The sequence below is a fragment of the Brachybacterium sp. SW0106-09 genome (assembly GCF_001293905.1).
Classification (GTDB): Bacteria; Actinomycetota; Actinomycetes; order Actinomycetales; family Dermabacteraceae; genus Brachybacterium; species Brachybacterium conglomeratum.
Window position 1 is genome coordinate 1 of sequence record NZ_BCAK01000060.1, and the last position, 24,834, is coordinate 24,834.

Below are 24,834 nucleotides of genomic sequence, written 5' to 3' on the forward strand. Positions count from 1 at the left end.
CCTGATCCGGCGTTCATCCGCCGTCATCCTCCCGGCCGACCCTGCTACGGTGGGCTCTCGACGAGCTGATGATGCTCGCGTGCACTGGGGTCGGTGAAATTCCGAGCCGGCGGTGACAGTCCGCGACCCGAGGGCCCATGGCCCAAGGCTGACCAGGTGGAACTCCTGGACCGACGGTGAGAGTCCGGATGGGAAGCGCACGCGGTCGATGTCGCCTGGCGTACCTGCCGACCCTCTGGGCCCGGCCGGCGCCCCCGGTGACGTCGTCCCCTTACTTCCTCTCCGTCCGGGACCGCGAGCAGCGGACGGAGGAGAGGCCATGGACCCCGGCACCACGCAGGACGCCCCGCGGAGCGACCGCGCAGGGATCACCCCCGCGGAGACCGCCGCGCTGCGCCGCGCGCTCGAGATCGCCGCGGACCCCGCCGTGCCGCTCGGCCCGAACCCCCGCGTCGGCTGCGTTCTCCTCGCCGCCGACGGGACGATCCTCGCCGGGGGCCATCACCGCGGGGCCGGCACCGCCCACGCCGAGGCCGACGCCCTCGCCCGTGCCCGGGAGCTGCCGGGAGCCCCCGCGGCCCTGCGCGGCGCGACGGCCGTCGTCACCCTCGAGCCCTGCGACCACACCGGTCGCACCGGCCCCTGCACCCAGGCGCTGCTCGAGGCCGGGATCGCCCGTGTCGTCGTCGCCCGGCGCGACCCGAACCCGCAGGCCGCAGGCGGCATCGACCGCCTGCGCGCGGCCGGGGTCGAGGTCGTCGGCGAGGTCCCCGCCGAGCTCGCCGCCACCGCCGCGGCCCTGAACCGAGGCTGGGAGCACGGCCTCGCCCATGCCCGGCCCCTGGTCACGGCGAAGACCGCGCTCACCCTCGACGGGCGCGCCGCCGCCGACGACGGCACCAGCCGGTGGATCACCGGCCCCGCCGCCCGCGAGGAGGTCCACCGGCTGCGCACCACCTGCGACGCCGTCCTCGTCGGCACCGGCACCGCCCGCAGCGACCGCCCCACGCTGACGGCCCGACGGCCGGACGGGACCCTCCACCCCCGCCAGCCGCTGCGCGTCGTGATGGGCACCTCCGAAGCGCCGGACCTGCCCGCCGTCGACGGCGCCGGGGAGGCGCTGCACCTGCCCACCCGCGACCCGTCGGCCGCGCTCGCGACGCTCTTCGACCGCGGGATCCGGCACGTGCTGCTCGAGGGCGGGCCCACCCTCGCCGCCGCCTTCCTCCGCGCCGGGCTCGTCGACGAGCTGATCGTGCACCTCGCCCCCACCCTGCTCGGCGCCGGCCGCCCCGGCGTCGCCGACCTCGGGATCACCACCCTCGCCCAGCGGCTCGACCTCGAACTGGTCGACGTCGCCCCGCTGCCCACGCCGGGCGGCGCGAGGGACCTCCGCCTCACCCTCCGTCCCCGCACCACCCCCACCCCGGCCTGACCAGGAAGGACACCACCATGTTCACCGGAATCATCGAGGAGCTCGGCACCGTCGAGGCGCTCGACCTCGGCGCCGACCCCGCCGCCCTGCGGATCCGCTCCCCGCGCGTGCTCGAGGGCATCGCGCTCGGCGACTCGATCGCCGTGAACGGCTGCTGCCTCACCGTCACCGCCGTCGTCGGCGAGACGTGGAGCGCCGACGTCATCGCCACCACCCTCGCCGCGACCACTCTCGGCACGCTCCGCCCCGGCGACCGCGTGAACCTCGAGCGCTGCGTGCGGGCCGACGGCCGCCTGGACGGGCACATCGTGCAGGGCCACGTCGACGGCGTCGGCGAGATCCTCTCCCGCGACGAGCAGGCCGGCACCACCCTCCTGCGCCTGCGCCTGCCGGGCGGCCTCTCCCGCTACGTGGTGCCCAAGGGCTCCCTCGCCGTGGACGGGGTCAGCCTCACCGTCGCCGCGATCGACGGCGACGAGGTCACCATCGGCCTGATCCCCGAGACCCTCGAGCGCACCACGCTGGGCACCCGCGCCGTCGGCGAGGGCGTGGACCTCGAGGTCGACGTGCTCGCGAAGTACGTCGAGAAGCTCACCGCCGGTCTGCTGCCCGCGGGCGCCCCGGAGGCCGTGACCGGGACGGAGCAGGGACGATGACCGGCCTGCGCCTGGATCCCGTGCCCGCCGCGATCGCGGAGATCGCCGCCGGCCGGCCCGTCGTGGTGGTGGACGACGAGGACCGCGAGAACGAGGGCGACCTGATCCTCGCCGCCGCGACCGCCACCCCCGAGCAGGTCGCCTTCGCGGTCCGGCACTCGAGCGGGCTGCTGTGCGCGCCGATGAGCGCCGAGCGGGCCGACGCCCTCGAGCTGCCGCTGATGGTCGCCGCCAACGCGGACCCCTTCCGCACCGCGTACACGATCACGGTCGATGCGGCGGAGGGGGTCACCACCGGCATCTCCGCCGCCGACCGCGCCCGCACCCTCACCGTCCTCGCCGATCCCGGCTCCGTCCCGACCGACCTGATCCGGCCCGGGCACGTGCTGCCGCTGCGGGCGAAGGCCGGCGGGGTGCTCGAGCGGCGCGGCCACACCGAGGCCGCCGTGGACCTCGCACGGATGGCAGGTCTGCCCGCGGTCGGGATGATCGTCGAGCTCGTCCACGACGACGGCACCATGCAGCGCGGGCCCGCGCTGCGCGCCTTCGCCGACCAGCACGGCCTGGCGATGATCTCCATCGAGGACCTCGCCGCGCACCGGCGGGAGATCGGGGAGGCGGCGGCACCGCTCGCGCCGGCAGCGCCGTCGTCCGCCCCGGCCGCCCCGGCGTCGGCCGCGTCGGCCGGGCCGGTCCCCGCCCTGCTCGAGTTCACCGAGGCGGTGCCGCTGCCCTCGGCCCACGGCGCCTTCCGCGCCCTCGCCGTGCGGGAGGGCACGGCGGAGCACCTGGTGCTGGTGGCAGGGGACGTCACCGGGGAGGAGCCCGTGCTCACCCGCGTCCACTCCGAGTGCGTGACCGGCGACGTGATCGGCTCGCTGCGCTGCGACTGCGGACCCCAGCTGCACGAGTCCCTCGCCCGGATCTCCGCCGCCGGCCGCGGCGTGCTGGTGCTGCTGCGCGGGCACGAGGGCCGCGGCATCGGCCTGGTCCAGAAGCTGCGCGCCTACGCCCTGCAGGACGCGGGCCGCGACACCGTCGAGGCGAACCTCGACCTCGGGCTGCCCGTGGACGAGCGCAGCTTCGCCGCGGTCCCGCGGATCCTCGAGCACCTCGGCGTCGGCGCGATCGACCTGCTCACCCACAACCCCGAGAAGGCCGACGCCCTGCGCGCCGGCGGCACGCGCGTGCACCGGGTCCTCGACCTCGAGGCCCACCCCACCCCCGAGAACCTCGCGTATCTCACCACCAAGCGGGACCGGCTGGGCCACCACCTGACCGGGCTTCCCGCGCTCGATCCCACCACCACCCCTATCACGACCCCCGGAGGAACCTCATGAGCGGCCACGGCGCCCCCACCCCGCAGATCACCGCCCGTCCCGACGCCCGCGTCGCGATCGTCGCCGCGTCCTGGCACGAGGAGGTGATGGACGGCCTGGTCGCCGGCGCCCTGCGCGCCTGCGCCGAGGCCGGCATCGACCATCCCACCCTGGTGCGCGTGCCCGGCTCCTTCGAGCTGCCCGTGGTCGCGGACCGCCTCGCCCGCAGCCACGAGGCCGTGATCGCCCTCGGCGTCGTGATCCGCGGCGGCACCCCGCACTTCGACTACGTCTGCTCCGCGGCGACCGACGGGCTCAGCCGGGTGTCCCTCGACCACGGCGTCCCCGTCGGCTTCGGGCTCCTGACCTGCGACACCGACGAGCAGGCGCGGAATCGGGCCGGCCTGCCCGGCTCCGTGGAGGACAAGGGGCACGAGGCGGCCGCGGCGGCGCTCGCCACCGCCGAGGTGCTCGCGGGGCTCCCGGACGTCGCCCGCTGAGCCCCGTGCGGGACGCCCGAGAGCGGACATCCCAGGCGCGCCTGTGCCGCCTCCGGACCCCCTCGGGCGTACCCGACCCCATCCGAGGCTCCCGGAGCGCGTTGAAGAGGCCGTCACGGAGCGTCTGGGACGCATCCAACGCCGCGTCGTCCACAGGAACGGGGCGTCGACTAGGCCCAGCACCCGTTCTCCGATAGGATGACGGCGGTTCGGCCGACGTCGACCGGGGTCGAAGCAGCCCGGTCACCTCGATGCCGTCGGCCCGATCGCCGAGGCCTGCGGGTGCCGCTCGCGCGCGTGCGCGAGGAGCTCCTGCGGATCCCGCACGCGTCGGGCCGCAGGGACACCGCCGCACGGTGCCGCCGGACCACCCTCGGTCCGTCCGACCGAGGGACGACCGGACTGCGAGGAGCCACATCAGGTGAGCGACAGCGACCGCCCCATGCCCGACCAGGACCTGCCCGAGGGCACCTCGGACCCGTCACCGGGAGCGGACGGCGCAGCACCGGCCCCCGAGGCGACGTCGGCCCCGGCGCCGACCACCGCGGGGGAGAAGGCGGCCCGCGCGCCCGAGCACTACGAGGCCTCGGACATCACCGTCCTCGAGGGCCTCGAGGCGGTCCGCAAGCGCCCCGGCATGTACATCGGCTCCACCGGTGAGCGCGGCCTGCACCACATGGTCCAGGAGATCGTCGACAACTCCGTGGACGAGGCGATGGCCGGCCACGGCGACACCATCGAGGTCACCCTCCTCGCCGACGGCGGCGTGCGCGTCGTCGACCACGCCCGCGGCATCCCCGTGGACATGCACCCCACCGAGAACAAGCCCGCCGTCGAGCTGGTGCTCACCGTGCTGCACGCCGGCGGCAAGTTCGGCGGCGGCGGCTACGCCGTCTCCGGCGGCCTGCACGGCGTCGGCTCCTCCGTGGTCAACGCCCTCTCCATCCGCATGGAGGTCGAGATCCGCCGCCAGGGCCACGTCTGGCGGCAGGCCTACTCCCGCGGCGTCCCCGAGGCCCCGCTGGAGAAGGGCGAGGAGACCGACGAGACCGGCACCACCATCACCTTCTGGGCCGACGGCGAGATCTTCGACTCGACCGAGTACGACTTCGAGACGCTGCGCAAGCGGTTCCAGCAGATGGCCTTCCTCAACAAGGGCCTGCGCATCACGCTGACCGACGAGCGCGCCGACGAGGCCGAGGAGGACCAGGAGGTCGACGTCGAGCTCGAGGCCGAGAAGGCCGAGCAGGGCGAGACCTCCGGCGGCCCCCGCACGGTCTCCTACCTCTACGAGCGCGGCCTGCAGGACTTCGTCGAGTTCATCAACTCGGCCAAGCGCGCCGAGGTGATCCACCCCGACATCATCTCCTTCGAGTCCGAGGACACCGACGCGAAGATCTCCGTCGAGGTCGCGATGCAGTGGACCGGCGCCTACACCGACTCCGTCCACACCTACGCCAACACGATCAACACCCACGAGGGCGGCACCCACGAGGAGGGCTTCCGCTCCTCGCTCACCTCGATCGTGAACCGCTACGGCCGCGCCCAGGGCCTGCTGAAGGAGAAGGACGCCAACCTCACCGGCGAGGACATCCGCGAGGGCCTCACCGCGGTGATCTCCGTGAAGCTCGGCGAGCCGCAGTTCGAGGGCCAGACCAAGACCAAGCTCGGCAACACCATCGCCCGCACCTTCATGGTCAAGGTGATGACCGACCAGCTCACCGACTGGTTCGAGTCCCACCCGAACGAGGCCAAGGCGATCGTCATGAAGGGCCAGGCCGCGGCGATGGCCCGCGAGGCGGCCCGCAAGGCCCGCGACGCGACCCGTCGGAAGTCCCCGCTGGAGACCGGCGGCATGCCCGGCAAGCTGCGCGACTGCTCCTCCCGCAACCCCGCCGAGTCCGAGATCTTCATCGTCGAGGGCGACTCCGCCGGCGGCTCCGCCGTGCAGGGCCGCGACCCGCGCACCCAGGCGATCCTCCCCATCCGCGGAAAGATCCTGAACGTGGAGAAGGCGCGGCTGGACCGGGCGCTGGACAACCAGGAGGTCCGCTCGCTGATCACCGCCTTCGGCACCGGCATCGGCGAGGACTTCGACGCGACCAAGCTGCGGTACCACAAGATCATCCTGATGGCCGACGCGGACGTCGACGGCCAGCACATCTGCACCCTGCTGCTGACGCTGCTGTTCCGCTACATGCGCCCGCTGATCGAGCTGGGCCACGTGTTCATCGCGATGCCGCCGCTGTACCGCCTGAAGTGGTCCAACGCTCCGCACGAGTACGTCTTCAGCGACGAGGAGCGCGACGAGCGCCTCACCGCCGGCCAGTCCGCCGGGCGCCGCATGCCCAAGGACAACGGCATCCAGCGCTACAAGGGTCTGGGCGAGATGGACTGGAAGGAGCTGCAGTCCACCACCATGGACCCCGCCACCCGCACCCTCAAGCAGGTCACGGTCGACGAGGCCGCCGACGCCGACACCATCTTCTCCGTCCTGATGGGCGACGACGTCGAGTCCCGGCGCCGCTTCATCCAGGAGAACGCCAAGGACGTCCGCTTCCTCGACATCTGAGCGGGCCCCGGGGCGGCGCCGACCCCTCTCGCGCGCCCCCGGGACCCCCATGACCCACCGGCCCCACCCGAAAGGCCCTCCCCGCCATGAGCGACACCCCGAACGACCCCACCGGCCCCGAGGACGACCAGTCGTCGGCCGAGACCCCGACCCCCGCCGAGAGCGCCGGGATCGGAGGTCAGGAGATGCCCGAGGGCTCCAGTGAGCTCTCGGCCGACGAGGCCGCCTCGCGCACCGTCACGCTCGTCGACCCCCTCGACGAGGACGAGGTCGACCGCATCACCCAGGTCGACCTCAACCAGGAGATGCAGCGCTCCTATCTCGACTACGCGATGAGCGTCATCGTCTCGCGCGCCCTCCCGGACGTGCGCGACGGCCTCAAGCCCGTCCACCGCCGCATCGTCTACGCCATGTACGACGGCGGCTACCGCCCCGACCGCTCCTTCTCCAAGTGCGCGAAGGTCGTCGGCGAGGTCATGGGCAACTACCACCCCCACGGCGACTCCGCGATCTACGACGCGATGGTCCGCCTGGTCCAGCCCTGGAACATGCGCTACCCGCTGATCCTGGGCCAGGGCAACTTCGGCTCCGCCGGCGACGACGGCGCGGCCGCCCCCCGGTACACCGAGTGCAAGATGGCGCCGCTGGCCCTCGAGCTGGTCCGCGACATCGAGCAGGACACCGTGGACATGCAGGGCAACTACGACAACACCGTCGACGAGCCCTCCGTCCTCCCCGCCCGCTTCCCGAACCTGCTGGTCAACGGCTCCGCCGGCATCGCCGTCGGCATGGCCACGAACATTCCGCCGCACAACCTGCGCGAGGTGGCCGGCGCCGTCCAGTGGCTGCTCACGAACCACGAGGCGACCAAGCCCGAGCTGCTCGAAGCGTGCTTGAGGTTCATCAAGGGCCCCGACTTCCCCTCCGGCGCCACGATCGTCGGCACCGACGGGATCGAGGACGCCTATCGCACCGGCCGCGGCTCCATCACCCAGCGCGCCGTGGTCTCCACCGAGGAGATCAACGGCCGCATGGCGCTCGTCGTGACCGAGCTGCCCTACCAGGTCAACCCCGACAACCTCGCCCGCAAGATCGCGGAGATGGTCAAGCTCGGCAAGATCCAGGGCATCGCCGACATCACCGACGAGACCTCCGGCCGCACCGGCCAGCGCCTGGTCATCACTCTCAAGCGCGACGCCGTGGCGAAGGTGGTGCTGAACAACCTCTACAAGCACACCCAGCTGCAGGAGAACTTCTCCGCGAACATGCTCGCCCTCTCCGGCGGCGTGCCCCGCACCCTCTCGATCGACTCCTTCGTGCGCGAGTGGACGAAGCACCAGATCGACGTCATCGTGCGCCGCACGAAGTTCCGCCTGAGGAAGGCCGAGGAGCAGATCCACATCTACCGCGGCTACCTCAAGGCGCTGGACGCGCTGGACGAGGTCATCGCGCTGATCCGCCGCTCCCCGGACGTCGACGAGGCCCGCACGGGCCTGATCGACCTGCTCGAGATCGACGAGATCCAGGCCAACGCCATCCTCGCGATGCAGCTGCGGCGCCTCGCCGCCCTGGAGCGCCAGAAGATCATCGAGGAGCACGACCGGCTCCAGGCCCTCATCGAGGAGTACACCGCGATCCTCGCCGATCCCGCCCGCCAGCGGCAGATCGTCTCCGAGGAGCTCGGCGAGCTGGTCGACAAGTACGGCGATGACCGTCGGACCCAGATCCTCCCCTTCCACGGCGACATGTCGATGGAGGACCTCATCCCCGAGGAGGACGTGGTCGTCACGATCACCCGCGGCGGCTACGTCAAGCGCACCCGCGAGGACCAGTACCGGGCCCAGAAGCGCGGCGGCAAGGGCGTGCGCGGCGCGTCCCTGCGCGAGGACGACGTGGTCGAGCACTTCTTCACCACGACCACCCACCGCTGGCTGCTGTTCTTCACCAACCAGGGCCGCGTCTACCGCGCCAAGGGCTACGAGCTGCCGGAGGCGCCGCGGGACGCGAAGGGCCAGCACGTCGCGAACCTGATGGCCTTCCAGCCCGACGAGCACATCGCCTCCGTCCTCGCGATCGACTCCTACGAGGACGCCGAGTACCTCGTGCTCGCCACCGAGTCGGGCCTGGTCAAGAAGACGGCGATGACCGCCTTCGACTCCAACCGCACCGGCGGCATCATCGCGATCAACCTGCGCGACATCGACGGCATCGACGGCACCCGCCCCGACCGCGTGATCGCCGCCCGCGCGGTGAACGGCGACGACGAGCTGCTGCTCGTCTCCCGCAACGGCCAGAGCGTGCGCATGCCCGCCGCGGACGACGTGCTGCGCCCGACCGGCCGCGCCACCAGCGGCGTCACCGGCATGAAGTTCCGCCATGACGACCAGCTGCTGGCGATGGACGTGGTGCGCCCCGGCACCTTCGTGGTCACCGTGACCGACGGCGGCTTCGCCAAGCGCACCAGCGTCGACGAGTACCGCCTCCAGGGCCGCGGCGGCCTGGGCATCCGGGTCGCGAAGCTGCCCGACGACCGCGGCCACCTCGCCGGTGCCGCCGTCGTCGAGGAGACGGACGAGCTGCTGGTGGTGATGGAGCGCGGCCGCGTGGTCCGCTCGAAGGTCTCCGAGGTGCCGCCGAAGGGCCGCACCACCATGGGAGTCACCTTCGCCAAGCCCGACAAGGGCGACCGGATCCTGCTGGTCACCACCGGTCCGGAGAGCGAGCTCGACGAGGACGAGGCCGAGAAGCCGGTCCTCGAGGACGCCGGCGACGGCGGTGCGGAGTCCGCGGACAGCGCGGCGAGCCCCGCCTCGGCCGACGAGGCCGGAGGCGAGGAGGATGTGGAGATCTCCGACACCGCCGCCTCCGCGACCGAGGGCGGGCAGGGCGATGCTCTAGGCTCTGACGAGTCCGAGACCTCGACCGACGACGCAGACCAGAACGAGGAGTGACCCGTGAGCACCAGTGACTCCAGGACCGGCACCGGGAAGACCGACGCCGCCGAGTCCACCTCGAAGCTCCCGGCCTTCGACAGCGCCTCCTCGCCGTCGGAGCAGGGACTCGGCTCCGGCAAGGGATCCGCGGCCCGCGGCGCGAGTCGCAGCCCGAAGAAGTCGGCACCGGCAGGCGGGTCGGAGAAGGAGCGCCGCGGTCCCCGCCGGGTGCGCCTGACCCTGGCCCGCCTCGACCCGTTCTCGGTGATGAAGCTGTCCTTCCTCGTCGCGATCGCCGTCGGCATCGCGACCGTGATCGCGGTCGTGCTGCTGTGGAACCTCGTCGAGGCGATCGGCCTGTGGGGCAAGGTCGACCAGCTGGGCCGCGACCTGAACGGCGGCACCCCGCTGCCCTTCATGGAGTTCTTCAGCTTCTCGAAGATGACCAGCTACGGCACCATCGTCGCGGTGGTGAACGTCGTGATCATCACCGCGCTCGGCACCCTGGGCGCCTTCCTCTACAACCTCGTCGCCGCGCTGCTGGGCGGGCTGAAGATGACCTTCACCGACGAGTGAAACCCGGGGCGGGCGGGGACGGCTCACGTGCTGCCCGCGCGCCGGGCACGGACCCGTCCGCCCGCCGGGGACCGATGACCTGACCGACGCCGCCGCGCCTCCCCGAGGCCGGCGGCGTCGTCGTGTCCGGGACGATTCCGGCGGCGACGTGGCGTCGGCGTGCGCCTGGACCCGCCCCGGCTCCGCCGCACACCCTCGGCGGGCCCACGTCGTCGTCCCTCCCCGTGTCCCGTCTCGCCGGCCGGCGAGACGTGGCTTTGTGGCGGAATGGGCCCTCATTCCGACACAAAGCCACGTCTCGGGTCGGCGCGGCCCCTTGGGAGCAACTTCTGCGGCCCCAGGACCGATGTGGGGCCGACATGAGTCGTCAGGGGCGCAGAACCTCTCCGTCAGCCCGGGGTCAGGGCTGCTGGAGCTCGGTGACGTCGGCGATCCGGGCGTCGAGACGGGCGAGGGCCTCCTCGGAGGAGACCGTCGCGGCGACGCCGTGCGCGCCGGCTCCCATCGAGATGCGTCGCTCGGGATCACCGGCCAGGGACGCGTCGGCCACCACCGGCCAGGCCGTCGTTGCGCCGAAGGGCGTGATCGTGCCGCGCTCGTAGCCGGTGACCTCCCTGGCGACGTCCTTGTCCGGCATCGACAGGCGGTTCACGCCCAGCAGTGCGCGCAGCTTCGGCCAGGAGATCTCCCGATCCCCGGGCACCAGCACGAAGAGGAAGTCGCCCTCGCCGCGACGCACCACGAGCGTCTTGACGATGTCGCGGGGCTCGACGCCGCGGGCCGCGGCGGCCTCGGCGAGGGAGCCGACCCTCCCGTGCCAGGTGATCTCGTGGGTCAGGCCCAGGGCCTCCAGGGCGTCGGTCGCGCGCTGCTCGCTCATGGAGCCAGCGTAGGCCCCGTCACCGGGAGTGCAGTGACCGGGCGCGCAGTCACCGGGAGCGCAGCTCCATCCAGTCGTCGGGGCCCTCGAGCGGCGTCCAGCCGGCCCGCTCGTACAGCGGCCTGCCCGCCTCGGACGCCTTCAGCACGATCCGCTTCAGCCCCATCGGGTCCAGGTCCGCGAGGATGCGGTCGACCAGGGCGGCGCCCAGTCGTCGTCCCCGGTGCGCGGGATCCACGATCACGTCGGCGAGCCAGGCGAAGGTGACGCCGTCGGTGACGACTCGGGCGTAGGCGACCTGCTCCCCGTCGGCCCGGCTGTAGAGGCCGTAGTTCCGGGACGCGGCGATGTTCGCCTGCTGCGCCTCGAGGGTCCTGCCCGCGGCCCAGGAGGCGTGCTCGGCCAGCAGGGAGTGCACGCGGCCGGTGTCGATCCGACCGGGGTCGGCGGAGAACTCGTAGCCGTCGGGGAGCGGGGAGGGGCGCGTCATGGCTGCCATTGTGGGGCCGCGGGTGGTCGGCGCGGGAGAGCGTCCGGGTGCCGACGGCGACTCCTGTGCCCGGGGGGCGCGGCGGCGACGCATCCCGGCGCGGGCAGCGCGGGTCGCCGTCGGGGTGAGCGTCGTCGCGAGGGCCCGGGGAGCCCGCCGGCCCCGCGCTATGGTCGAAGGATGCCCTCCGCGACCTCCTCCGACCTCGCACGCCCCGAACCCGTCCTCGCTCCGACCGCCGCACCGGAGGACTATCCCTGGGTGGGACCTGCGGTGCGGTCCGCGCTGCTGCTCGCGGACGGGGTGGTGGATCTCGACCCGGCGGGCGGCGTCGAGGTCCCCAGCGAGGAGCTCGGGGTGCCGCTCGTGGACCGTGCGGCGATCGAGCAGGCCCTCGCCGCGGAGGGGGCCGCGCCGCTCGCCGAGCGGACCCTCGTCCTGGCCGTCGGGTCGAACCAGACCCCGCGGACGATCGCCCGGAAGTACGCTCGCGCCCGGCGCTCCGTGCCCGTGACCACGCCCTTCGTGCGCTGCACCGTGCGTGACCTCGCCGTCGGGCACGTGCCCCGGGTCGCCGCCCCCGGCTACGTGCCGGCCGCCCCGTACCGCGCCGAGGGGGAGCGGATGGAACTGGTCGCGACCTGGTTCGACCAGGAGCAGCTGGCGGTGGTCGACGCGACCGAGCCGAACTACCACCGGCTGCGGCTGGATGCCGCGGACTGCCCGGTCGTCCTCGCCACCGGGCAGGAGCCGGACCACGTGGACGTCTACGCCTCGCGGTGGGGCGTGCTGGCCCGCGACGGGGTGCCGATCCCGCTGCGGCACCGGCAGCAGGAGCTGTTCGACGAGCTCCAGGGGCTCACCGGCGAGACGCGCCTGATCGGCGACGCGGCGGAGGTCTGCGGCCGGCTCGCCGAGCAGCCCGACCTGGTGCACGACCTCGTCCTCGAGCACGGGCTCGTCGCCGCCGACGGGCTGCCGAGGTCCTGAGCTCCGCCCGAGCCCGGGCCGTCCGGGGACCTGGGAAGGCGGATGCCCCGAGCGCCAGTTCGATAGCTAGGCTACAGAGTGGCGGTGCCCCCGCCGACCCGTGATCCGTCGAGGACAGGAGCACCTCCGATGACCGCTCTCTGGTGGGTGCGCGACGACCTGCGCCTGCATGACAATCCCGCGCTCACCGCCGCCGCCGCGGAGGACGGCGACGTCATCGCCGTGCACGTCGACGAGCGCATCGAGGACGTGCGGGACCTGGGCGGGGCGACCCTGTGGTGGCTGCACCACTCGCTGGCGCGCCTCGGCGCTGCGCTCCGCGCGCAGGGCATCCCGCTGGTGCTCGTCAGCGGTGACCCGGAGGAGCTGATCCCGCAGCTGGTCCGCGACAGCGGTGCCGACTCCGTGCTGTGGAACCGCCGGTACCACGCCCCTCGCAGGGCTGTGGATGCTCGGTTGAAGAGTGCGCTGCGCGAGCAGGGCCTGCGGGCGGAGAGCTTCGACGGCTACCTGCTGCACGAACCCTGGACGATCGCCACGCAGTCCGGTGACCCGTACAAGGTCTACTCCGCCTACGCCCGGGCCTGTGGGGAGTCGGGTTCGCCTCGCTCCGCCGACGGACTCCCGCCGAGCCTCAGCGGGCCGCCCGACGGAGTGCGCGCCGGCGGGCACGAGATGCGCACCTGGCTCCGCGCCGAGCACTTCGAGCGGATGCTCGACCGCCGCGGCTGGCTGCCGACGTCGCCGGACTGGGCGGGCGGGCTGCGCGAGGCGTGGTCCCCGGGCGAGGAGGGCGCCAGGCAGCGCCTCGAGGACCTCGACGAGGTGCTGGGCCCGTACGCGGAGGACCGGGAACGGCCCGCCACGGCAGGGACGACCCGTCTGTCCCCGCATCTTCGCTTCGGGGAGGTCTCGCCCCACGAGGTGTGGCATCGGAGCGTCGAGTGCGGCCGAGGCGCGGGCCCGGAGTCCTTCCGCAGGGAGCTGCTGTGGCGGGAGTTCGCCTGGCACCGGCTGTTCCACCTGCCGGATCTGGCGACCCGCAACGTCCGTCGACAGTTCGACCGCTTCGACTGGCGGGAGGACCCGGAGGATCTGCGCGCCTGGCAGCGGGGACGCACCGGCATCGATCTCGTCGACGCCGGGATGCGTCAGCTCTGGGAGACCGGGTGGATGCACAACCGGGTGCGGCTCGTGACGGGCTCCTTCCTCACCAAGAATCTCCGGCAGCACTGGCGGCACGGGGAGGAGTGGTTCTGGGACACGCTGGTCGACGCCGACGAGGCCTCGAACCCGTTCAACTGGCAGTGGGTGGCGGGGAGCGGGGACGACGCCGCGCCCTACTTCCGCGTGTTCAACCCCGTCCGGCAGCAGGAGCGCTTCGATCCCGACGGGAGCTACGTGAGTCGCTGGGTGCCGGAGATCGGCACCGAGCGGCGGGAGGCGCCGATCGTGGACCTGCGAGCCTCGCGGCGCGATGCGCTGGCAGCCTACGAGGAGGTCAAGGGCGCATCGGCCTCCTGACCCTCACGCCACGGTGAACTGCACGGTGTGCCAGCCGCTCGCACCGTTCGGGACGGGGTCGGCGCGCTCCTCCGTCTGCACCTCGCCCTCGCCGTCGGTGGCCCGGACCGAGACGGTGTGGTCACCGGGTGCGGCGTCGTCCCAGCGCAGCGACCACTGCGTCCAGGTGTCGGCGGAGACCTCGGCGCCGAGCTCGGCCTCCCGCCAGTCGCCGTCGTCGATCCGCACCTCGACCGCCGCGATGCCGCGCTGCTGCGCCCAGGCGGTGCCGCCGAGCATCACGGCGCCCTCGGCGTCGGGAGCGAGGTCCGCGAAGGAGCGGGGCACGTCGACGCGGGAGGCGATCTTGATCGGGCCCCGCTCGGACCAGCCGCGGTCGGTCCAGTACGCGGCGTCGTCGGCGAAGCGGGTGACCTTCAGCTCCGTGAGCCACTTGGTGGCCGAGACATAGCCGTACAGGCCGGGGACCACCATCCGCGCCGGATAGCCGTGCTCGGCCGGCAGCGTCTCACCGTTCATCCCCACCGCGATCAGCGAATCGCGGGAGTCGGTGAGCGCCTCTAGCGGTGTGGAGGCGGTGAAGCCGTCGATCGAACGGGAGAGGACCATGTCCGCCCCGTCCTGCACCCCGGCCCGCTCCAGCAGGGTCCGCACGGGGACGCCGAGCCAGGTCGCGTTGCCGGCGAGATCCCCGCCGACGGCATTGGACACGCAGGTCAGGGTCACGTGCGCCTCGACCATCGGCTCCTCGAGCAGCTCCGCGAAGCTCATCTCGACCTCTTCGCGGACGAGTCCGTGGATCCGCAGCGTCCACGACCCCGGGTCGATCCGCGGCACGGCGAGGGCGGTGTCGATGCGGTAGAAGTCCTCGTTCGGGGTGACGAAGGGCGGCATGCCCTCGAGGTCGATGTGGGCATCCGGCGGGATCGGGTCCGCGGCGGTCCGCGGCTCGGGCAGGACGAAGCGGGCGAGCTGGCGGGCCCGGTCGCGCCCCGCGCTGACCCCGCGCGCACCGGCGGCCGCGACCACGGCGAGCAGCCCCACCGCGCCGACGCCGAGGAGGGCGCGTCGTCGCCTCCAGCCCGCGCCGGGCTCCTCCTGCGTGGAGGGGGCGGTGACGGTGCGGCGCAGGAGCAGCAGCGTCGGCACCGCGACCAGTGTGCCGAGCAGCGTGGGGAGCACGTCGAGCACGGTGTTCTGGGCGCGGGTGAGCACGACGGCCATCGCGAAGGCGCCGAGAGCGGCGAGGGCGAGGGCGCCCAGGACCGGGCGACGTGCGGCGAGGCGGCCGATCAGCGCCGTCAGCAGCACGTACACCGCGATCATGCAGGCGTTCAGCACGACCTTGTCCCACGTGCCGAACAGGCCCACCACGAGGTCCTTCACCGCCGGCGGGACGATGTCGACGAACCCACCGCCGACGGCGACGAACGGTGCGGAGGAGGAGCTGAAGGCCAGGGAGACGAGCTCGGCGACGGCCAGCAGGACCACCCCGGAGATCACCCCGACCAGGGCCGTCCACCGGCGCGAGACGCGCCCGGCGGGGGCCTCACCGCCCCCGGGCACCCCGTCCCGGGCCGGGGTGCTCATGTCAGCACCTCGGAACCGATCGGATCCATGGTCGGCTGGTCCGAGCCGCCTGCCGGCTCGATGGTCAGGCCGACCACGACGCCCTCCGGGATCGCACCCGGACGCATCACCGCGGCCGCCGGGTCCTCGAGCAGACCGGCACTGGTGATGTCGTCGTCGCCCTCGATCATCCACAGCTGGTAGGTCCGGTCGGCGGGGAGCGCCTCGAGACCGTCGGGCTGGACGATCATCGCCTGCTGCTCGCGGGAGTACATCAGTGCGAGCGACCCGCCGTCGGCGATCGGGACCGCCACCTGGGTGGAATCGTCGGCGGCGAGGATGCTCGAGAGCATCTCCCGCTCCTCCTGCGCCTCGGCCTGCTCCGACTCCATCGCGGCGAGGGTCGCCTCCATGTCCTCCTGCGCCGCGCGCTCGCCGTTCCACAGGCCGACGCCCGCGATCGTCGTCAGCAGCAGCGCGCCGGCGGCGACGGTCGTCCAGCGGCTGCGGCGCACACTCGCGCGATAACGGTCGAGGGGAATGAGCTTCCCCGCCGAATCCGAGCCCTCCGCCGGATCCTCGGCGGCCGAGGGTGCGTCGGGCGGTGTCGGTTCCACGTGCTCGGTGGGCTCCGGGGAGGTCGTCGAGACGGCCACCGGGGCAGCGCCCTCGGTCTTCGCCGGTTCCTGGCGAGGAAAACCCGGCTCGTCCTCCTCGGGCAGAGGGGAGAGCTGCCGGGTGGTGGCGATGCGCGCCATCACCGCGGCTTTCAGCTGCGGCCGGGGAGCGAGCGGGGGCAGGCTCGCGGCGAGCTCCCCGGCGGTCTCCTCGAAGGCGCGGGCCTCGGCCGCGGCCTCAGGATCCTCGGCGAGAAAGCGCCGCATCTCCTCGCGCTCGGCGGCGCCCAGGGCGTCCAGCGCCCAGGCGCCGGTCATGGTGTGCTTCTGCTCGTTCACGAGGTCACCCCCAGCCTGTCACGCAGCACGATCATCCCGTCGCGGATGCGAGTCTTCGCCGTCCCGACCGGGATGTCGAGCAGCGCGGCGACCTCGCGATGGCTGTAGCCGCCGAAGTAGGCGAGGCGGATCGCCTCGGACTGCGCCGAGGTCAGCGTCCTCATCGCCTGTCGCACGCGACCGCTCTCGACTCTCATGATCCCCTCCTCCTGCACATCGACCACCTGCTGCTCCAGAGTGAGCAGTCCGTCCTCGGAATCCCTGCGCCGCGCCGCCTCGCTCGAGCGGACCGTGTCCACCGCGCGACGGTGGGCGATCGTGCACAGCCAGCTGCGCGCCGAGCCGCGTCGGGCGTCGAAGCGGGTGGCCTGACGCCACACCTCCACGTACACCTCCTGCAGCACCTCCTCGCTCATCGCCACATCCCGCACCACGCGCCTGATCAGCGCGAACAACTGCGGCGCGGTCTCGTCGTAGAGACGGGAGAAGGCGTCCTCATCGCCGAGTGCCGCGCGGTGAAGGAGGTCGGCGGAGAGATCCACCCCGGTCTCCTCTCCCGGCAGCGCTCGCGGAGCGGCATCGTCGGGAGATGGTTCTTCCTGCTCCGCCGGGGAGGGCTCGGGAGTCATGCGGCTCCTTCGGTGAGGGTGCCCGAGCGGGCGAGCACGGGCGGTGCGCCCGTCGCCCGCTCGGGCCGACAGTGCAGTCTGCTCCGCTCAGCCCTGCTCCGCCATCGTCGGAGGCATCAGAACGGTATCGATCATATAGACCGTCGCGTTCTGGGTCTTCACGCCGCCGCAGACCACGGTCGCGCCGTCGACCATCAGCTCATCGCCCTCGCCGGTGACCTCGACGTCCTCACCCTGCACCGTGGTGTGGGTGCCGGCGATCTCGTCGGGCGAGAGCTGGCCGGGCACGACGTGATAGGTCAGCACGCCGCTCAGTGCGTCGGGATCCTCGGCCAGGGCGTTCAGGTCCTCCTCGGGGATCGCCGCGAAGGCGTCGTCCACCGGCGCGAACACGGTGAACTCGTCCCCGTCGAGGGTGTCGGCGAGGTTCACGTCAGGGTTCAGCTCACCGGAGATGGCGGAGGTCAGGGTGGTGAGCATCGGGTTGTTCGAGGCCGCGACGCTGACCGGGTCCTGAGCCATGCCCTCGACGGATCCGTCGCCGTCGGGGGCCATCGCGGCATAGTCCGCGCAGCCCGCGCCGACGAGATCCGCCGCGGGGTCGCCGCTCATGTCGCCACCGCCGTCGGAGGCCATGCCGCCGTCCGTGGTCTCCTCCTGGCCGGCGGCGGGCTGCTCGTCCGCGGCCGGCGACGAGTCATCGCTCATCCCGCCGGAGCAGGCGCTCATCAGAGCGACGGTCGCCGCGAGGGCCCCGAGGCGGGGGAGCATCTTCCGAGTCTTCATGACGGTCTCCTTCATCATGCCTGTCGCACTCGGAGGACCGAGGGCGGGACTCCCGGGAGGGGGGTCACACAGGCTGTTCGGAGCCGACGACCCGGCGGATTGGGACCGGGACGAGGTGCGGGTCAGGCGCCCTCGGCGATGGTGTGACCTCGCGAACAACTGCCCGTGCCGGTTGGACTCGGCGGGCAGGGTCGAGGTAGCGTTGTGCGTCGGCGGTCGTCCCCGGGCAGTCCCGGTGATCGCCCAGCACGGGCCTATAGCTCAGTCGGTTAGAGCGCTGTCCTGATAAGACAGAGGTCGCTGGTTCAAGTCCAGCTAGGCCCACTTCGAGGATCGGAGGAACTCATGAAGAAGTTCATCGCGACCACCGCTGTCGTGCTCACCACGGCCGTCGCCGGGATCCTCACCTGGCGGAAGGTCGAGTCCGACCGGATCCGCAACGATCTGTGGAACGAGGCGGAGCGCGTCTCCGTCGAGCAGGACATGGCGGCGCGGAAGCAGGCGCAGCACTCCTGATCCGCACCGGTGCCGCAGCGAGTACGATCGGCACCACCCACGGGGACTTAGCTCAGTTGGTAGAGCGGTAGCTTTGCAAGCTTCAGGTCAGGGGTTCGACCCCCCTAGTCTCCACCAGTGACCACGAGGGCCCCTCCTCCGGGAGGGGCCTTCTGCGTGTCCGGTCGGGTCCGCACGGCTGCCGCCTCCGGCCGGCCTCACTCCCGCGCCGTCGTCTCCGCGACCGTCCCGTCGACGCCGACGAGCGTGACGACGTCGTCGGCGCCGAGACGGGCCCCGGGCGGGACCTGCGCGTCGTCCTGCACGAGACAGCCGCGCAGACGGGCTCGGGCACCCACGTGCGCACCGTCGAGGACGACGCACTCCACCAGCTCGGCACCGGCCTCGACGACCGCGCCGGGACTGATCACGCTGCGGGTCACGCTGCCGGCCACGTCGCTGCCCTGGGCGAGCAGGGAGGTGCTCACCGCGGCGCCGTCCCGGACGCGGGCGGGCAGCAGCTGAGGCTGGGCGGAGAAGATCGGCCAGTCGGGATCGTCGAGGGTCACGCCGTCGCCGTCGAGCAGGTGCATGTGCGCCGCCCAGTACGAGGCGAGGGTGCCGATGTCCCTCCAGTACCCCTCGAGGCGGTGCTCGACGGTGCGGTGGTGCTCGACGAAGTGGGGGATGAGGTCGTCGCCCCAGTCCTGCAGCTCGCCGACCTGCTCCGGCAGGGTCTGCAGGGCCTCGAGCAGCGCGGGGGCGTCGAAGCAGAAGATCTCGGTGGCGACGAGGTCGGTGGGCGGGTCCTCCGGCTTGTACCAGAACTCCTCGACGAGGCCGCCCTCCCCGGTGCGCACCACTCCGTGGCGGGAGGCGTCATGCGGGAGGCGGGTGGTGACCATGGTGAGCGCGGCGTCGGCGGCCGCGTGCGTGTCCAGCACGTCCAGCAGATCGATCGTGTAGAGGTGATCGGCGCTGAGCACCAGCACGATCTCCGGGGCGAACTCGGCGATGAGCTCCTTCTGCCGCCACAGGGTGTCGCTGTTGCCGGTGGCGAAGCCCTCGCCCTCGGCGCCCTCGAAGGGGGTGAGGGTGCGCAGCCCGTCGTGGGTGCGGTCGAGGTCCCAGGGCCGACCGGCCGACAGGTGCTCGTTCAGCGAGTGCGGGAGATACTGCTCGACCACCCACACCGCCCTGAGGTGGCTGTTGGCGAGATTGGACAGGGCGATGTCGATCAGCCGGTAGGAGCCGCCCACGCGGAGGGCGGGCTTGGCCTGCTCGTCGGTGAGCGCTCCCATCCGGGAGCCCTGTCCGCCGGCGAGCACGATCGCGAGGGTGCGGGGGATGCGCATACGGGCCAGGGTACGGCCGTGACGCGCGAGGGGGGAGTGTACCGACCGGCGGGTCCAGCCCGTCGGCCGCCCCGTCGAGACGCCGCCGGACCGCGACCCGGTCGCGCGGAGTCCCTGTCAGCGCCCCCTCCCGTTCCGGTGGACGGTCGGCTAGATTCTCCCTGCATGACACTCGACCCCGTCATCCGCCTCCGACTCTCGACGATGATGTTCCTGGAGTTCTTCGTGTGGGGCGCCTGGTTCGTCACGCTCGGCACGTACCTCGCCGCGGACCTCGGCGCGAGCGGCAGCCAGATCGCGCTGGCCTTCCTCACCCAGTCCCTCGGCGCGATCCTCGCCCCCTTCATCGTGGGCCTGATCGCGGACCGCTGGTTCGCCGCGCAGCGCATCCTCGGGGTGCTGCACCTGTTCAGCGCCGTGATGCTCTTCCTCGCCGGCCGGCAGGGCGAGTTCGGGGCGTTCTTCGTGTTCGCGCTGCTGGCGATGATCTCCTTCATGCCGACGCTGGCTCTGGCGAACTCGATCTCCTTCCGCCGCCTGACCAGCCCCGAGCGGCAGTTCCCGGCGATCCGCGTGTTCGGCACCATCGGCTGGATCGTGGCGGGGCTCCTCATCGGCTGGCTCGGCTGGGAGGCCGGGGGAGCGCTCGAGAACACCTTCGTCATGGCCGCGATCGGCTCGGCGCTGCTGGGCGTCTACGCCTTCACCCTCCCGCACACCCCGCCCGAACCCGGCCAGGGCCGCGTCACCGTCCGCGACGTGCTGGGCCTGGACGCCCTCGCGTTGCTGAAGTCCCGCTCCTACCTGGTCTTCTTCCTCGCCTCGATCCTGATCTGCATCCCGCTGGCGTTCTACTACAACTTCACCAACCTCTACCTCAACGAGATCGGGGTGCAGTCGGCCGCGGCCGTGCAGTCCCTCGGCCAGGTCTCCGAGGCGCTGTTCCTGCTGGTCATGCCGCTGATGCTGAGGAAGCTCGGCGTGAAGCGGACGCTGCTGATCGGCATGCTCGCCTGGGCGCTGCGCTATGCCCTGTTCGCGTTCGGGGACGCCGGCTCACTGCTGTGGCTGGTGATCATCGGCCTCGTGCTGCACGGGGTCTGCTACGACTTCTTCTTCGTCGCAGGGCAGATCTACACCGACCGCTTCGCCCCGAAGCACGTGCGCAGCGCCGCCCAGGGCCTGATCTCGCTGGCGACCTACGGCGTGGGCCTGCTGATCGGCTCCCTGATCTCCGGCCCGATCGTCGACGCCTTCCTCGCGGCCGACGGCACCCACGACTGGCGCACCATCTGGCTCATCCCGGCGGCGCTCGCCGTCGGCGTCGCGCTGTTCTTCGCCGCGCTCTTCCGGGAACGGGAGACGGCCGAGGCGGCGGAGGTCCCGCAGGGGGCATGAGGCGGCACGGAGCCCGGCGGAAGCCCCACGTCACACCGTCCGCAGCGAGCTGAACAGCAGGTTCGTCTGCGTGGTGCGCACGCCCGGGATCGCCCGGACCCGCTCCAGCACGAGGTCGAACTCGGCGAGGTTCCTCGCCCGGATCTGCAGCACCAGGTCCCAGGTGCCGGTGGTGGAGTGGAACTGCTCGAGCTCGGGATAGCCGCGCAGCTCCCGCACGATCTCGGGGCTGCGGCTGTTCTCGGTCGCGACCAGCATCACGCCCTGGACCGAGTCGTGCTCGATGTCGCCGCTGACCCGGATCGTGAACCCCTCGATCACGCCGTTGTCCACGAGGCGATCGATCCGCGAGGTGACGGTGGAGCGGTTGACCCCGAGCTCGCGGGCGAGGACGGCCACCGGGGTGCGGCTGTTCGCGCGGAGGAGGGCGATGAGGCGGTAGTCGAGATCGTCGAGCACGCAGACAGCCTAATACCGCCCAGCAGACTGCTCGTCCTGGTGCCGTTCTGCCAGGCATCTCGATCATTGCGACGCTGCATCGCCGCCTCCTAGAGTCGCTGTCGGCCCAGGTGAGGGCGTGATTCCGGGAGCTCCTCCCGCAGTGAGATCAAGGTGGTGAGAAGTGCTCGACGTGTCCGTCCTGCCCGCTTTCCTGCTGGCCGTCACGGTCATCCTCGTGACTCCCGGCCCGGACATGGCGTTCATGGTCGCCACCGGCATCAACCAGGGCAGGCGCGCCGCGGTCCAGGGCGCCTTCGGGGTCACCTCGGCGATGACGATCTGGGTGCTCGTCGCGGCGACGGGGCTCGGTGTCGCGCTGACCCAGCTGCCGGCCGCGCTGGACGCGATCCGGCTGGCCGGCGCCGGCTATCTGGCCTTCCTCGCGATCACCACCTGGCGGCGCGCCGGCGCCCCGCTCGCGGAGGCCTCGGTCGTGCCGAACGTCTTCCGCCGCGGCTTCGTCGTCAACATCACCAACCCGAAGATCGCGCTGTTCTTCGTCGCCTTCCTGCCCCAGTTCCTGGGCACGACGGGCGACTCCGGGGAGAACCCCTTCGCGCAGATCCTCATGCTGGGCCTGCTGCTGCAGCTGACCGGCCTGCTCACCGACCTCGCGATCGGCAGCGCCGCGGGGCTCTTCCGCGACGCGGTGCTCGGCCGCCCGCGCGTGCGCTGCCTGCTCGACGGCGCGGCCGGCACCGTCTACGGCGCGCTCGCGGTGCTGCTGGTGATGGGGGTCGTGCACGGCTAGACCCGCGCCGCCGGTCGGCAGCAGACTGGACGCATGACCACCGCCGACCAGCACAGCACAACCCCTCGCACGGCTCTCGTCACTGGCGCGACCAGCGGGATCGGCCGCGAGATCGCCCTGCAGCTCGCCGAGCTCGGCTGGAGGGTGATCGCCGTCGGCCGCGACCGGGAGGCCCTCGCGCAGCTCGAGGAGGCCTCCGCGCTGATCACCCCGCACGCCGCGGACCTGCTCACCGGCGACCTCGCCGCGCTCGTGCCCGACCGCGTGGACGCCCTGGTCCACGCCGCCGGGATCTCTCCCTCCACCCGGGTCGAGGACACGGCCGATGCGGACTGGGAGCGGGTCTTCGCCCTCAACGTCACCGCCGGTGCGGCGCTCGTCCGGCACGCCCTGCCCGCCCTGCGCGACGCGCGCGGCACCGTGGTGCTCGTGAACTCGGGCGCCGGCACCGCCGCCCGTCCCCGCAACGCCCCGTACGCCGCGAGCAAGCACGCGCTCCGGGCGCTCGCCAACGGCCTGCGCGCCGAGGAGGAGGGGAACGGGGTGCGGGTCTCGACCGTGTACCCCGGCCCCACGGACACCCCGATGTTCGGCGGGGACGTCGACCGGGGTGAGCTGATCCGTCCCTCCTCCGTCGCGAGGGCGGTGGTCATGGCCATCACCGCGAGCGAGGACGTGCAGCTCACGGACATCCACGTCCGCCCCCGCCGCGAGCTGTCCTGGTGAGCAGGCGGCCGGTGGTGCGCAGGCCCGCGTGACCCCAGGGCCGTCCCCCTCGAGAGAAACTCGCAGAAAACTCTCCCATCCGATCTCCCGACGGCTCCGAACCCCTCCTGGAACGCCGCCCCCGACGGCCGCAGGGTCGTCCGGCGTCCGACGAAGGAGTCACGATGCGCACGACGACGAAGCGACTGCTCCCCCTCTTCGCGGCCACCGCCGCGCTCGGCATGTTCGGCGCCTCCGGCGCCGCCCTCGCCGAGGGCCACGGTGGCCACGAAGCGACCACACTCGAGGCCCACCTCACCGAGCTCAACGACTCCGGTGCCTCCGGCACCGCCTGGGTGACGGTCGAGGGCAACCAGGTGACCGTGAAGATGGAGAACACGGGCCTGCTCGCCGGGTCCCCGCACGCCCAGCACATCCACGTCGGCGGGAAGAACCAGTGCCCGGACCCGGCCATGGAGGGCAGCGGCGAGGACGGGGCCATCCAGGTCTCCGACGCCCATGACGACTACGGCATGATCGTCTCCTCGCTCACCACCGAGGGCGACACCAGCCCCGACAGCGGCCTGGCCGTGGACCGGTTCCCGGTCGGCGATGACGCCTACGAGCGGACCTTCGAGGTCAGCGACGAGGTCGCCGCCGACATCAGCGCCGGTGACGGCGTGATCGTGGTCCACGGCGTAGACCACAACGGCAGCGGGGCGTACGACGGCGACGTGATGTCCGATCTCGACCCGACCCTGCCGTCGGAGGCCACTGATCCGGCCGCCTGCGGCACCCTCGACGTCGCCCAGATGCAGGCCTGGCCCGAGGGCGGCGCCGAGACCGGTGACGGCACCACCGCCGGCATCGAGCAGTCCGGTGCGATGCTCGCCGGCGGCGGCCTGCTGACCGCTGCGGCCGCGGGCGCGTTCGCGCTGCGCCGTCGTCGGACCCAGCAGTGACATGACCCCTCAGGGAGATCCCCGACGGAACGGCGGCCGTCGCACGACGGTCGCCGTTCTGGCGGTCCTGGCCCTCGCGGGCGCGGCGCTGCTGGCCTTCGCCCTGAGCAGCCAGGTCGCAGCACCCCCGCAGCCCGAGCTGCGCTCGCAGGGCGCGGCGTCGGACGGGGGAGGGACGGGACCCGCCGGGAGCGGCCGCACTGACGGGCTCGATGCCGGCACCGATCCGGCGACCGTCCCCGGCCCCGGCGCGTCGGAGCCGTCGGCGCAGCCGACCTCGCAGGCGCCAGACGCCTCCGGCTCCGCGGCGCTCCCGGCCTCCGAGCCGACGAGCCTGCGCATCGACTCGATCGGCGTCGACCAGCGGGTCTTCCCCATCGGACTCGGCCAGGACGGCGCGCTGCTCGCCCCGCGCGGCGAGCAGGCGGACCTCGCGGCATGGTTCGAGGGCTCGCCCACCCCGGGGGAGGCCGGACCCTCCGTCATCGAGGGGCACGTGACCTGGGGCGGGGACCCGTCGGTCTTCTTCGAGCTCGGCGCACTCGCCCCGGGGGACCGGGTCGAGGTCGACCGGGAGGACGGCACCACGGCGACCTTCGAGGTGTACGACTCGGCACGCTATCCGAAGGACGAGTTCCCCACCGTCGCCGTCTACGGACGGACCGACGGGCCCGAACTGCGCTTGATCACCTGCGCCGGAGACCTCGACGAGGACGGCCACCACCTGGACAACACCGTGGTGTTCGCACGGCTCATCGAGAACTGAGGTCCGCTCACGACCACCACCCGCCCTGCCCAGGGCTGGCTCGGCCCGCTGCTGCTGCGCCTGCACTTCTACGCCGCGATCCTCGT

Annotated in this window: 23 protein-coding genes, 2 tRNA genes and 1 riboswitch; of the genes, 17 read left to right on the forward strand and 8 right to left on the reverse strand. The window is 72.5% G+C overall.

Going from position 1 to position 24,834, the window contains the following annotated elements; translation table 11 throughout:
- The first annotated feature begins 75 nt into the window (after nucleotides 1-75).
- Nucleotides 76-205: riboswitch (FMN riboswitch) on the forward strand.
- Between the two features lie 114 nt (nucleotides 206-319).
- The 7 genes from ribD (at nucleotide 320) to Y09_RS16355 (ending at nucleotide 9,991) form a co-directional block, all read left to right on the forward strand.
- Nucleotides 320-1,435, forward strand: a complete 1,116-nt coding sequence (gene ribD / locus Y09_RS16325; RefSeq protein WP_053918931.1) for a bifunctional diaminohydroxyphosphoribosylaminopyrimidine deaminase/5-amino-6-(5-phosphoribosylamino)uracil reductase RibD — start codon at nucleotides 320-322, stop codon at nucleotides 1,433-1,435.
- A 17-nt stretch (nucleotides 1,436-1,452) separates the two neighbouring features.
- Nucleotides 1,453-2,091, forward strand: a complete 639-nt coding sequence (locus Y09_RS16330) for a riboflavin synthase (protein WP_053918932.1) — start codon at nucleotides 1,453-1,455, stop codon at nucleotides 2,089-2,091.
- Entirely contained in the window at nucleotides 2,088-3,431 is a 1,344-nt protein-coding gene (ribB, locus tag Y09_RS16335; RefSeq protein WP_053918933.1) for a 3,4-dihydroxy-2-butanone-4-phosphate synthase, read from the forward strand. Before Y09_RS16330 ends, ribB begins: the two co-directional genes overlap by 4 nt.
- Nucleotides 3,428-3,910 (forward strand): 6,7-dimethyl-8-ribityllumazine synthase, encoded by a 483-nt coding sequence (gene ribH, locus Y09_RS16340; RefSeq protein ID WP_053918934.1) that lies wholly within the window; start codon nucleotides 3,428-3,430, stop codon nucleotides 3,908-3,910. The genes ribB and ribH overlap by 4 nt, the downstream gene beginning before the upstream one ends.
- A 442-nt stretch (nucleotides 3,911-4,352) precedes the next feature.
- Nucleotides 4,353-6,482, forward strand: a complete 2,130-nt coding sequence (gene gyrB, locus Y09_RS16345) for a DNA topoisomerase (ATP-hydrolyzing) subunit B (protein WP_082358941.1) — start codon at nucleotides 4,353-4,355, stop codon at nucleotides 6,480-6,482.
- An 86-nt stretch (nucleotides 6,483-6,568) separates the two neighbouring features.
- Complete coding sequence (gyrA, locus tag Y09_RS16350; RefSeq protein ID WP_053918936.1) at nucleotides 6,569-9,433, forward strand: DNA gyrase subunit A; 2,865 nt, start codon at nucleotides 6,569-6,571, stop codon at nucleotides 9,431-9,433.
- 3 nt (nucleotides 9,434-9,436) lie between these two features.
- Complete coding sequence (locus tag Y09_RS16355) at nucleotides 9,437-9,991, forward strand: DUF3566 domain-containing protein (protein WP_053918937.1); 555 nt, start codon at nucleotides 9,437-9,439, stop codon at nucleotides 9,989-9,991.
- Between the two features lie 400 nt (nucleotides 9,992-10,391).
- Here Y09_RS16355 and Y09_RS16360 read toward each other — a convergent pair whose 3' ends face one another.
- Complete coding sequence (locus tag Y09_RS16360) at nucleotides 10,392-10,871, reverse strand: aminoacyl-tRNA deacylase (protein ID WP_053918938.1); 480 nt, start codon at nucleotides 10,869-10,871, stop codon at nucleotides 10,392-10,394.
- Between the two features lie 49 nt (nucleotides 10,872-10,920).
- The gene (locus Y09_RS16365) at nucleotides 10,921-11,361 is read right to left on the reverse strand and encodes a GNAT family N-acetyltransferase (RefSeq protein ID WP_053918939.1); all 441 of its coding nucleotides are present in this window, start codon (nucleotides 11,359-11,361) and stop codon (nucleotides 10,921-10,923) included.
- A 180-nt stretch (nucleotides 11,362-11,541) separates the two neighbouring features.
- Between Y09_RS16365 and Y09_RS16370 the strand changes: the two genes are divergently transcribed.
- Both Y09_RS16370 and Y09_RS16375 read left to right on the forward strand, forming a co-directional pair.
- On the forward strand, nucleotides 11,542-12,351 hold the full coding sequence (locus Y09_RS16370; RefSeq protein WP_053918940.1) for a hypothetical protein: 810 nt from the start codon (nucleotides 11,542-11,544) through the stop codon (nucleotides 12,349-12,351).
- 129 nt (nucleotides 12,352-12,480) lie between these two features.
- Nucleotides 12,481-13,875, forward strand: coding sequence for a deoxyribodipyrimidine photo-lyase (locus Y09_RS16375; RefSeq protein ID WP_053918941.1), 1,395 nt, complete (start codon nucleotides 12,481-12,483; stop codon nucleotides 13,873-13,875).
- 3 nt (nucleotides 13,876-13,878) lie between these two features.
- Here the strand turns inward: Y09_RS16375 and Y09_RS16380 are convergent, their stop codons facing one another.
- The 4 genes from Y09_RS16380 to Y09_RS16395 form a co-directional block, all read right to left on the reverse strand.
- The gene (locus Y09_RS16380) at nucleotides 13,879-15,465 is read right to left on the reverse strand and encodes a molybdopterin-dependent oxidoreductase (RefSeq protein WP_082358937.1); all 1,587 of its coding nucleotides are present in this window, start codon (nucleotides 15,463-15,465) and stop codon (nucleotides 13,879-13,881) included.
- The gene (locus Y09_RS16385; RefSeq protein ID WP_053918942.1) at nucleotides 15,462-16,400 is read right to left on the reverse strand and encodes an anti-sigma factor; all 939 of its coding nucleotides are present in this window, start codon (nucleotides 16,398-16,400) and stop codon (nucleotides 15,462-15,464) included. Before Y09_RS16385 ends, Y09_RS16380 begins: the two co-directional genes overlap by 4 nt.
- Complete coding sequence (sigK, locus tag Y09_RS16390; RefSeq protein WP_053918943.1) at nucleotides 16,397-17,029, reverse strand: ECF RNA polymerase sigma factor SigK; 633 nt, start codon at nucleotides 17,027-17,029, stop codon at nucleotides 16,397-16,399. Before sigK ends, Y09_RS16385 begins: the two co-directional genes overlap by 4 nt.
- A gap of 87 nt (nucleotides 17,030-17,116) precedes the next feature.
- Complete coding sequence (locus Y09_RS16395; protein WP_053918944.1) at nucleotides 17,117-17,815, reverse strand: fasciclin domain-containing protein; 699 nt, start codon at nucleotides 17,813-17,815, stop codon at nucleotides 17,117-17,119.
- Between the two features lie 250 nt (nucleotides 17,816-18,065).
- On the opposite strand from Y09_RS16395, the gene Y09_RS16400 reads away from it, so the two are divergent.
- The 3 genes from Y09_RS16400 to Y09_RS16405 all read left to right on the forward strand — a co-directional run bounded on the left by Y09_RS16400 (nucleotide 18,066) and on the right by Y09_RS16405 (nucleotide 18,448).
- Nucleotides 18,066-18,139, forward strand: a tRNA-Ile gene (locus Y09_RS16400).
- Between the two features lie 21 nt (nucleotides 18,140-18,160).
- Nucleotides 18,161-18,331: a DLW-39 family protein gene (locus tag Y09_RS17745; protein ID WP_126986023.1), complete on the forward strand. Its 171-nt coding sequence runs from the start codon at nucleotides 18,161-18,163 to the stop codon at nucleotides 18,329-18,331.
- 41 nt (nucleotides 18,332-18,372) lie between these two features.
- Nucleotides 18,373-18,448: transfer RNA gene (locus Y09_RS16405), tRNA-Ala, on the forward strand.
- Nucleotides 18,449-18,528: 80 nt separating this feature from the next.
- On the opposite strand, the gene Y09_RS16410 is transcribed toward Y09_RS16405, so the two are convergent.
- On the reverse strand, nucleotides 18,529-19,665 hold the full coding sequence (locus tag Y09_RS16410) for a glucose-1-phosphate adenylyltransferase family protein (RefSeq protein WP_053918945.1): 1,137 nt from the start codon (nucleotides 19,663-19,665) through the stop codon (nucleotides 18,529-18,531).
- A 165-nt stretch (nucleotides 19,666-19,830) separates the two neighbouring features.
- Here Y09_RS16410 and Y09_RS16415 point away from each other — a divergent pair, with 165 nt between their 5' ends.
- Nucleotides 19,831-21,063, forward strand: coding sequence for a nucleoside permease (locus tag Y09_RS16415; RefSeq protein ID WP_053918946.1), 1,233 nt, complete (start codon nucleotides 19,831-19,833; stop codon nucleotides 21,061-21,063).
- A 30-nt stretch (nucleotides 21,064-21,093) separates the two neighbouring features.
- Here the strand turns inward: Y09_RS16415 and Y09_RS16420 are convergent, their stop codons facing one another.
- A complete protein-coding gene (locus Y09_RS16420) occupies nucleotides 21,094-21,522 on the reverse strand; it encodes an Lrp/AsnC family transcriptional regulator (RefSeq protein ID WP_053918947.1) in 429 nt (142 codons plus the stop codon).
- Nucleotides 21,523-21,685: 163 nt separating this feature from the next.
- Here Y09_RS16420 and Y09_RS16425 point away from each other — a divergent pair, with 163 nt between their 5' ends.
- From Y09_RS16425 to Y09_RS16440, 4 genes are all read left to right on the forward strand, one after another.
- Nucleotides 21,686-22,315, forward strand: a complete 630-nt coding sequence (locus Y09_RS16425; protein ID WP_053918948.1) for a LysE family translocator — start codon at nucleotides 21,686-21,688, stop codon at nucleotides 22,313-22,315.
- A 33-nt stretch (nucleotides 22,316-22,348) separates the two neighbouring features.
- The gene (locus Y09_RS16430; protein WP_053918949.1) at nucleotides 22,349-23,041 is read left to right on the forward strand and encodes an SDR family oxidoreductase; all 693 of its coding nucleotides are present in this window, start codon (nucleotides 22,349-22,351) and stop codon (nucleotides 23,039-23,041) included.
- Between the two features lie 164 nt (nucleotides 23,042-23,205).
- A complete protein-coding gene (locus Y09_RS16435) occupies nucleotides 23,206-23,982 on the forward strand; it encodes a CHRD domain-containing protein (RefSeq protein ID WP_053918950.1) in 777 nt (258 codons plus the stop codon).
- A 1-nt stretch (nucleotide 23,983) separates the two neighbouring features.
- The gene (locus tag Y09_RS16440) at nucleotides 23,984-24,748 is read left to right on the forward strand and encodes a class F sortase (RefSeq protein ID WP_053918951.1); all 765 of its coding nucleotides are present in this window, start codon (nucleotides 23,984-23,986) and stop codon (nucleotides 24,746-24,748) included.
- Nucleotides 24,749-24,834: the final 86 nt, after the last annotated feature.